The sequence below is a fragment of the Actinosynnema sp. NPDC059797 genome (assembly GCF_042732085.1).
Classification (GTDB): Bacteria; Actinomycetota; Actinomycetes; order Mycobacteriales; family Pseudonocardiaceae; genus Actinosynnema.
In genome coordinates this window covers 1-7,121 of the sequence record NZ_JBHWIE010000353.1, presented here as the reverse complement: position 1 = coordinate 7,121, position 7,121 = coordinate 1, and the positions used below count along the sequence as shown (strand labels likewise).

Genomic DNA, 7,121 nt, shown 5'->3' with positions numbered 1-7,121 from the left:
GTCGGCGAACCGCCCGCCGTCGGGGTTGTCGGCCGTCGCCGGCCCCGGCCGGAGCGCGGCGGGCAGCGGGTTCGCGAGGCCGGGCGCCGGTCCGGTCGCCGCCGTGTCCCGCACCCACCCGTCCGGGTCGCGGACCTGGAAGAACGAGGGGACCTCCCCGCGTTCGGCGGCCGGCCGCAGCGGGCCGGGCACCTCGGCCGGGGCGGAGCCCGAGAGCAGGTCGTCGCGGAACCCGCGCCCCACCGAGACCAGGACGTCGTCCTTGGCGTCGCCGGACCAGTCCTGGACGGCGCCGAAGACCGCGCCGACCGAGGCGCACAGGGCCAGCGCCAACAGGCCCACCATGGTCAGGACGAGCCGCGCGCGCAACGACATCAGGCGGGCACGCCCCGCCGGGGGCGCGAGTCCGGCAGCCGCACGACGTAGCCGACGCGGGCGACGGTGTGGATCAGCGGCGGCTCGAACACGTCGACCTTGCGCCGCAGGTAGGAGATGTAGGTCTGGACGACGCCGTCGTTGCCGTTGAAGTCGTACTCCCAGACGTGGTCGAGGATCTGCCGCTTCGACAGCACCCGCCCGGCGTTGGCCACCAGGTAGCGCAGCAGCTTGAACTCGGTCGGCGTCAGGTCGACCGGCTCGCCGTGCCTGCGCACGGAGTGGGCGTCCACGTCGACCTCCAGGTCGGCGAAGCGCAGCACGCCGCCGCCGCGCGCCTCCGGCGCGGCGCGCCGCAGCACGGTCCGGACCCTCACGACCAACTCCTCCAGGCTGAACGGCTTGGTGACGTAGTCGTCGCCGCCCGCGGTCAGGCCGGTGATCTTGTCCTCGGTGGCGTCCCGGGCGGTCAGGAACACGACGGGCGCCCGGACGCCCTCGCGGCGCAGCCTGCGGCACAGGTCGACGCCCGAGGCGTCCGGCAGCACCACGTCGAGCACGATGAGGTCCGGGGCGAACGTGCCGACCCGGCGCAGCGCCTCGCCACCGGAGTTGGCCGTCGCGGTCTCGAAACCGCCGTAGCGCAGGGCCGTGGCCACCAGGTCGGCGAGGTAGCGCTCGTCGTCGACGACCAGGACGCGGGTCGATCTGTCCGTCACGCGCACAGTGTGCCGCAGGCCCGGCGCGGTGAGCGGTTTTGACAGAGAACTCCCAGAACGGTCGCAGGGCGCCGGAAGACCCGGCTGGTGACCTGGTGGGCATGGAAAACCTGTCCAGGTTCGTGCTGAGCCGCAAACGCCTGGTCGGCGTGCTCGCCGCGGCCCTGCTGCTCGCGGGTGGCGGCGCGATCGCCCTGCTGCTGCCCTCGGTCTCGGAGCGCAACGCCTACCCCGGGCTGCCGGCGTACGAGGCGAACCAGCGGATCCTGTCCACTTACGGCACGGGCGGCTACGAACGCCCGGTCGTCCCCGTGGTCACCCTCCCGGAGGGCACGACGGTCGGGTCACCGGGGGTGCGCGCGGCGCTGGGCGAGGCGTTCGCCGCCGCGGCGGACGCCGGCCGCGCCCGGGTGGTGTCCTTCGCCGACACCGGGGACCGGCTGTTCGTCGGCGACGACGGCCGCACCACCTACGGGCTCGTCTTCGGCCCGCCGGTGGAGCAGGGCGGGCTGCCCGGCAGCGCCCTCGGCGAGGGTTCCGACCTCGCCGGAGTGGTCGCCGCGGCCATGCGCCCCGCACTGCCGCCGGGAGCGGTCCTGCACGTGACCGGCCTGGACCCGCTGGCGACCGGGGTCGACGCGGGCGGCTTGAACGTGCCCGTCAAGCTGGCGGTCACCATCGCGGCGGCCGTGGCGCTGCTGGCGTGGGTGTTCCGGTCCGCCCTGGCCCTCGTCCCGCTGCTGACGGCGTTCGTCGCGGTGCCGGTGTCGTTCGTCGGCCTGCTGCTCGCGAGCGCCTTCGTCGAGGTGCACGAGACGACGCTGATCATGTTGCCGCTGTTCGGGATCGGCATCGCGGTCGACTACGCGCTGGTCCTGGTGGCCCGGTGGCGGGAGGAGCGGGCGCGGGGCGTCGAGGGGGACGCGGCGGTGCACCGCGCGATGGCCACCGCCGGCCACTCGATCGCGTTCAGCGGCGGTGTGGTGGCCATCGGCCTGCTCACCATGGTGGTGCTGCCGATCCCGTTGCTGCGCAGCCTCGGCGTCGGCGGCACGCTGGTCACCGCCGCGTCCGCGCTGACCTCGCTGACCCTGTTGCCGCTGCTGCTGTCCTCGGCGGGCCGGCGACTCGACCGGGGGAACCGCGTCGACCGGCGCGAGGCGGCCGCGGGGCGCTGGTGGACGGCGTGGGCGCGGGGCGTCGTGCGGTTCCGCGTGCTCGGCGTGGCACTGGCGGGCGGTGTGCTGGCCGCGCTCGCGCTGGTGGCGACGGGCCTCAACCTCAGCGTGCCGGAAACGGCGGACCTGGCCCCGTCCGGTCCCGGGCGGGACGGGTTGTCGGCGCTGTCGGCGGCCGGGGTCCCGTCCGGGGTGCTCACCTCGTTCGACGTGTTCGTCCCCGCGGGCACGCCCCTCGCGGACGTGGTGGCGCGGCTGCGAGACCTGCCCGGCGTGCACGGCGCGGTGACCGGGACCGGCGCGCCCTGGCGGCGCGACGGGTCGGCCCTGGTGACGGTGCTCCCGGTCGCCGAAGGGGGCGCCGCCGAGGGCGAGCGGACCGTCGAGCGCGTGGTGGCCGCCGTCCCGGACGGCGTCCTGGTCGGCGGCAACGTCACCCAGCAGAGGGACTACGTCCAAGTCACCTACGCCGCGTTCCCCTGGATGCTGGCCCTGCTGTCGCTGGTCACCTACGTCGTGCTGGTCCGGGCGTTCCGGTCGCTGCTGCTGCCGCTGAAGGCGATCCTGCTCAACCTGCTGTCGCTGGGCGCGGTGCTCGGCGCGATGGTGCTGCTGTGGCAGTGGGGGTGGGGCACGGAGGCGCTGCTGGGCATCCGGCCGGACGGTGCGGTCGGCACGTTCGTCCCGGTGACCGTCTTCGCGTTCCTCTACGGGCTGTCGATGGACTACGAGGTCTTCGTCATCGCGCGGATGCGCGAGGAGTACGACCGGACCGGCGACACCGCGACGGCCGTGGTGGCCGGAGTCGGGCGCACCGGGCGGCTGGTGACGTGCGCGGCGCTGGTCCTGTTCTTCTCGTTCGCCTCGATGGCCGCCGGCGGCGAGCTGGACGTGGTCGTCTTCTCCTCGGGCGTGGCGCTGGGCGTCGTCCTGGACGCGACGCTGATCAGGTCGGTGCTGGTGCCCGCCGCGGTGGCGGTGATGGGCCGGTGGAACTGGTGGCTGCCCGCCTGGGCCGCGCGTCCGCTGCGCGTGCCGCCATCCCCGTTGGGCGCGGACCGGGTGGCGGGGCCGGCCGCGGGGCGGGTGGTCGGCTGAGCGGCCTTCCACGCGGGGTGGGGCGGCGGGCGGCGGTGCGCCGCCGTCACACCTGGTGCGCCCCCGGCCGGCCCGACTCGACGACGAACGACGCGAAGACGGACTCCGGCGCGTCACGACGGCTCACGGTCGGGACCGTCCTGAGGTCCGCGGTCATCCGCGCACCGTCCACGTGGCAGCGGACGTACCCCCGGCGGTCGCCGTCGAAGAACTTGATGTGCGGGTTGTGCTCGATCATCGGCCCGTAGTACGGCCCGTACACCGCGCCGTCCCCGTTGGACGAGATCGACGTGCCGACGAACTCCGTGCCGACGACCGGCGACGAGGGGCGGTCGAAGTCCTGGTGGATGTCGTTGACGAACGTCGAGTGCCAGTCGCCCGTGATCACGACCGGGTTGGCGACCCGGTGCCGGACCCACGTGTCGGTCAGCCGCTTGCGCGCGGCCGGGTAGCCGTCCCAGGCGTCGTGCCACAGCCGGTCGCCGGCCGTGCCGTCGTGGTCCAGCCGGCCCACCATCACGTTGCTGCCCAGGACGTTCCACCGGGCCTCGGACGCGGCCAGCCCGTCGAAGAGCCACTTCTCCTGCGCGAAGCCCAGCATCGTCACGTCGGGGTCGTAGCCGCCCGTGCACGCGTCAGCCTCGCCCCAGCCGCAGGGCGGGACGCTCCGGTACTGCCTGCCGTCGACGATGTCGAGCTGGGCGAGCCGGCCCCAGCGCAGGCGCCGGTGGATCCGGGCGCGGTCGAGCGCCGCCCGGCGGACGGGCTGGTGCTCGTACCACGCCTGGTAGGCCGCGGCCCGCAGCGCGGTGACGTCCCCGGCGTGCTCCTGGCGGGTGCCCGCGTAGTCGTTCTTCACCTCGTGGTCGTCCCACGTGACGGCCCAGGGGAACCTCGCGTGGGCCGCCTGGAGGTCCGGGTCGCCCTTGTAGAGGGCGTACTGCATCCGCCAGCGCTCCAGGTCCTGGGGCGCGGACCTCAGCACGTCCGGTGTGCCGGTTCGCCGGAGGCCGCCGTCCGCCGGGATGCCGCCCTCGTAGACGTAGTCGCCCAGGTGCACCACGAGGTCGAGGTCGTCGTCGGCCATGTGCCGGTACGACGGGTAGTAGCCGCTCGCCCAGTCCTGGCACGACGCGAACGCGAAGGCCAGCGAACCACCCGGGGCGCCGGCGGCCGGCGCGGTGCGCGTGCGCCCGACCGGCGAGGTCTCGCCGCGGTAGCGGAAGCGGTAGAACCACTCCCGGTCCGGCGTCAGGCCGTCGACCTCGACGTGGACCGAGTGGGCCAGTTCCGGGAGCGCCCACGCGGTGCCGCCGGTGACGACCCGGCGGAACCCCTCGTCCCGGGCGACCTGCCACTGGACCGGCACCCTGGTGCGCGGCATCCCGCCGCCGGGCTCGAACGGCTCCGGGACGAGCCTCGTCCACAGCACGGCGCCCGTCGCCGTCGGGTCGCCGCTGGCCACGCCGAGCCGGAACGGGTGGTTGCGGCTGCCGGGCCGCGGCGCGGCCGCCGCGTGGTCGGCGGGCACCTGGGACAGCGCGGCCGCGCCGGCGGTGGTCGAGAGCGCGGCGAGGAACTGCCGCCTGCCCATGGAGGTCGTCACGGCGCACTGTCTAACCCGCGCCGGTGGCCGACAGGCGAGCGCCAGGTGAACGGGCCCTGGAGTTCTCGGCTCAGGCTTCTCCCGACCGCACCGCCCGGTCGCCGTGGTCGCGCCGCCGCCACTCCTCGGTGAGCCGGCCCGGCCGGGACGGCGCGGAAACCGCGTGACCGCGCGGTGCGTCGAACCCGTCGGGAGGGCGCGGACGCGCCTCCGGCGACGACGAGAGGTCACACCGCGCGATGGGCAGGATCTGGTTCCCCGGCAACCCGTGGCCCGACGGCCACCGGATCGCGATGTTCGCCTGGAACGGCAGGCTCGACCACGACGGGCGCCTGTGGTTCAACCTGGAGCTGACCACGGCGCCGTACCTGGAGACCCCGCCGTCCGAGGCCGTCGCGGGAACCGATCACTGGTCCTCGGCGGAGACGTGGGAGGAGTACGAGCGCTGCTGGCTGACCTCCTACGGCTTCGGCGACCTCCTCGCGGGCACGCCGGAACGGCCGTTCCGCCTGACCCGCCCCCACCGGCTGACCGCCGACCCGCTGCCCCTCTCCCGCCCCGGGGCCGACCTGACCTGGTTCACCCACGTGCTCGGCCACGACGCCAGCGCCGACCACGAACTCGTCTTCACCCCCGAGGCGACCGGGACCGGCCACCGCATCGACTGGACCGCCAAGGTCGCCCTCACCTACCTCCTCGGCGAGGAGGACTTCCGCCACGGCTTCCGCGTCCTGCTGCGCGACCGCGCGCCGGGCGACATCTCCTTCCCGGACGACGTGCCGGTCCACCGGGCGCGCGAGATGCTGGCGGCGGTGGTCGACGTGCCCGAGCGGTTCACTCCGCGGGACGCGGAGACCCGCACCGTGCTCACCTACACCCCGCCCACCGGGGCCTGACGGTGCGCGGCGGCGCGCTCGACCGGTTGCGGTGGGCGGTCGTCAACACCGCCGCGAGGGTGTCGCGCAACGCCCGGCGGCGGCGCGGCCGGCACGAGGATCGGTTCCTCACCCAGCGGTGCCGGGGTGTCGGCCGCGCCACCGCCCGCACCCGGCTCGACGCGCTGCCGGCCGCGCTGCGCGCCGGCGGCTACGAGGTGCTGGAGGTCGAGGAGGAGTACGTCGTCCACGACGACGCGCTGGACGTCGACCGCGGGTGGCCCGAACCGCACCGGTGGGGCGACCGGCAGGACGTGCGCGACGACCTGTTCGGCAGCACGGCGTCCCGGGGCCGCGGCGAGCCGTCGACCTTCCGCCCGCTGCCGGCCGAGGGGCGGGACGTCCGGCAGCACCGGGTGTTCGACCCGGCGCTCAAGCACTTCGACCGCGCCTACCGGGCGGGCGAGCCGGTGTTCGGCGACCCGGCCGAAGGCGCCCGCTGGTCGGCCGCCCGGCAGGCCGCGATGGCGCACGTGCTCGCGGTCGTGGCCGCCTCGCCGTGGGCGGGGAACCTGGTGCTGCGCAGCAGCGTCGCGCTCCGCGCCTGGCTCGGCGAGGCCGCCCGCGAACCCGGCGACCTGGACTTCGTGGTGGTGCCGAAGAACTTCGCCCCGGACGGCCCGGAGGCGCGGGCGCTGCTGGAGGGCCTGGTGGCCGCCGTCGCCGCCGACCCCGGTCCGGGCCTGCGCGCCGACCAGGTCGCGGCCGAGCACATCTGGACCTACGAGCGGGTGCCGGGCCGGCGGCTGGTGTTCCCGTTCGACGTCGAGGGCCTGCCGCGGGGCGTGGTGCAGGTGGACCTGGTGTTCAACGAGGAGCTGCCCGACGCGCCGGTCACCGTCGAGGTCCCGCCGCTGGGCACGGGGGTGCTCGCCGCGTCGCCGGCCCTGTCCCTGGCCTGGAAGCTCCAGTGGCTGGCGACCGACGTGTACCCGCAGGGCAAGGACCTGTACGACGCCGTGTTGCTCGCCGAGCGCACCCCGCGGGGTGGGCCGGCGAAGCGCAGCTCACGGCGGCGCGGGCCGACGTGGTCCTCGACCTCCCCACCCCGCTCAGTCCCCCCGCGAACCCCCGTCCCGACCGTCGAAGAAGACCACGACCCTCCCCGCCGTCCCGACCTGCACGGTTCGTGCTCGGAGCCAGGCTTCGAAGCGGTCTTCGGACAGGGGTCGGGAGATGAGGTAGCCCTGGGCGACGTCGCAGCCCATGC

Annotated in this window: 5 protein-coding genes and 1 pseudogene; 3 read left to right on the top strand and 3 right to left on the bottom strand. The window is 75.1% G+C overall.

Translation table 11 applies throughout. The features are described from left to right. Together ACFV4N_RS36845 and ACFV4N_RS36840 are read right to left on the bottom strand one after the other, a co-directional pair. The coding region (locus ACFV4N_RS36845) for a hypothetical protein (RefSeq protein ID WP_499677297.1) at positions 1-375 on the bottom strand (375 nt) is incomplete at its 3' end. Then, entirely contained in the window at positions 375-1,094 is a 720-nt protein-coding gene (locus tag ACFV4N_RS36840; protein WP_499677296.1) for a response regulator transcription factor, read from the bottom strand. The genes ACFV4N_RS36840 and ACFV4N_RS36845, both read right to left, overlap by 1 nt. Before the next feature lie 101 nt (positions 1,095-1,195). On the opposite strand from ACFV4N_RS36840, the gene ACFV4N_RS36835 reads away from it, so the two are divergent. After that, the gene (locus tag ACFV4N_RS36835) at positions 1,196-3,370 is read left to right on the top strand and encodes an MMPL family transporter (protein WP_499677295.1); all 2,175 of its coding nucleotides are present in this window, start codon (positions 1,196-1,198) and stop codon (positions 3,368-3,370) included. Between the two features lie 46 nt (positions 3,371-3,416). On the opposite strand, the gene ACFV4N_RS36830 is transcribed toward ACFV4N_RS36835, so the two are convergent. Then, complete coding sequence (locus tag ACFV4N_RS36830; protein WP_499677294.1) at positions 3,417-4,976, bottom strand: alkaline phosphatase D family protein; 1,560 nt, start codon at positions 4,974-4,976, stop codon at positions 3,417-3,419. A 239-nt stretch (positions 4,977-5,215) separates the two neighbouring features. Between ACFV4N_RS36830 and ACFV4N_RS36825 the strand changes: the two genes are divergently transcribed. Together ACFV4N_RS36825 and ACFV4N_RS36820 are read left to right on the top strand one after the other, a co-directional pair. Continuing rightward, positions 5,216-5,872, top strand: coding sequence for a hypothetical protein (locus ACFV4N_RS36825; protein ID WP_499677293.1), 657 nt, complete (start codon positions 5,216-5,218; stop codon positions 5,870-5,872). 503 nt (positions 5,873-6,375) lie between these two features. Next, positions 6,376-6,831: pseudogene (locus ACFV4N_RS36820) on the top strand (nucleotidyl transferase AbiEii/AbiGii toxin family protein); the annotation flags it as partial. Between the last annotated feature and the right edge of the window lie 290 nt (positions 6,832-7,121).

Coding starts and splice junctions, on each gene's coding strand:
- ACFV4N_RS36835 (WP_499677295.1), top strand. CDS start 1,196: ATGGAAAACCTGTCCAGGTTCGTGCTGAGCCGCAAACGCCTGGTCGGC.
- ACFV4N_RS36825 (WP_499677293.1), top strand. CDS start 5,216: ATGGGCAGGATCTGGTTCCCCGGCAACCCGTGGCCCGACGGCCACCGG.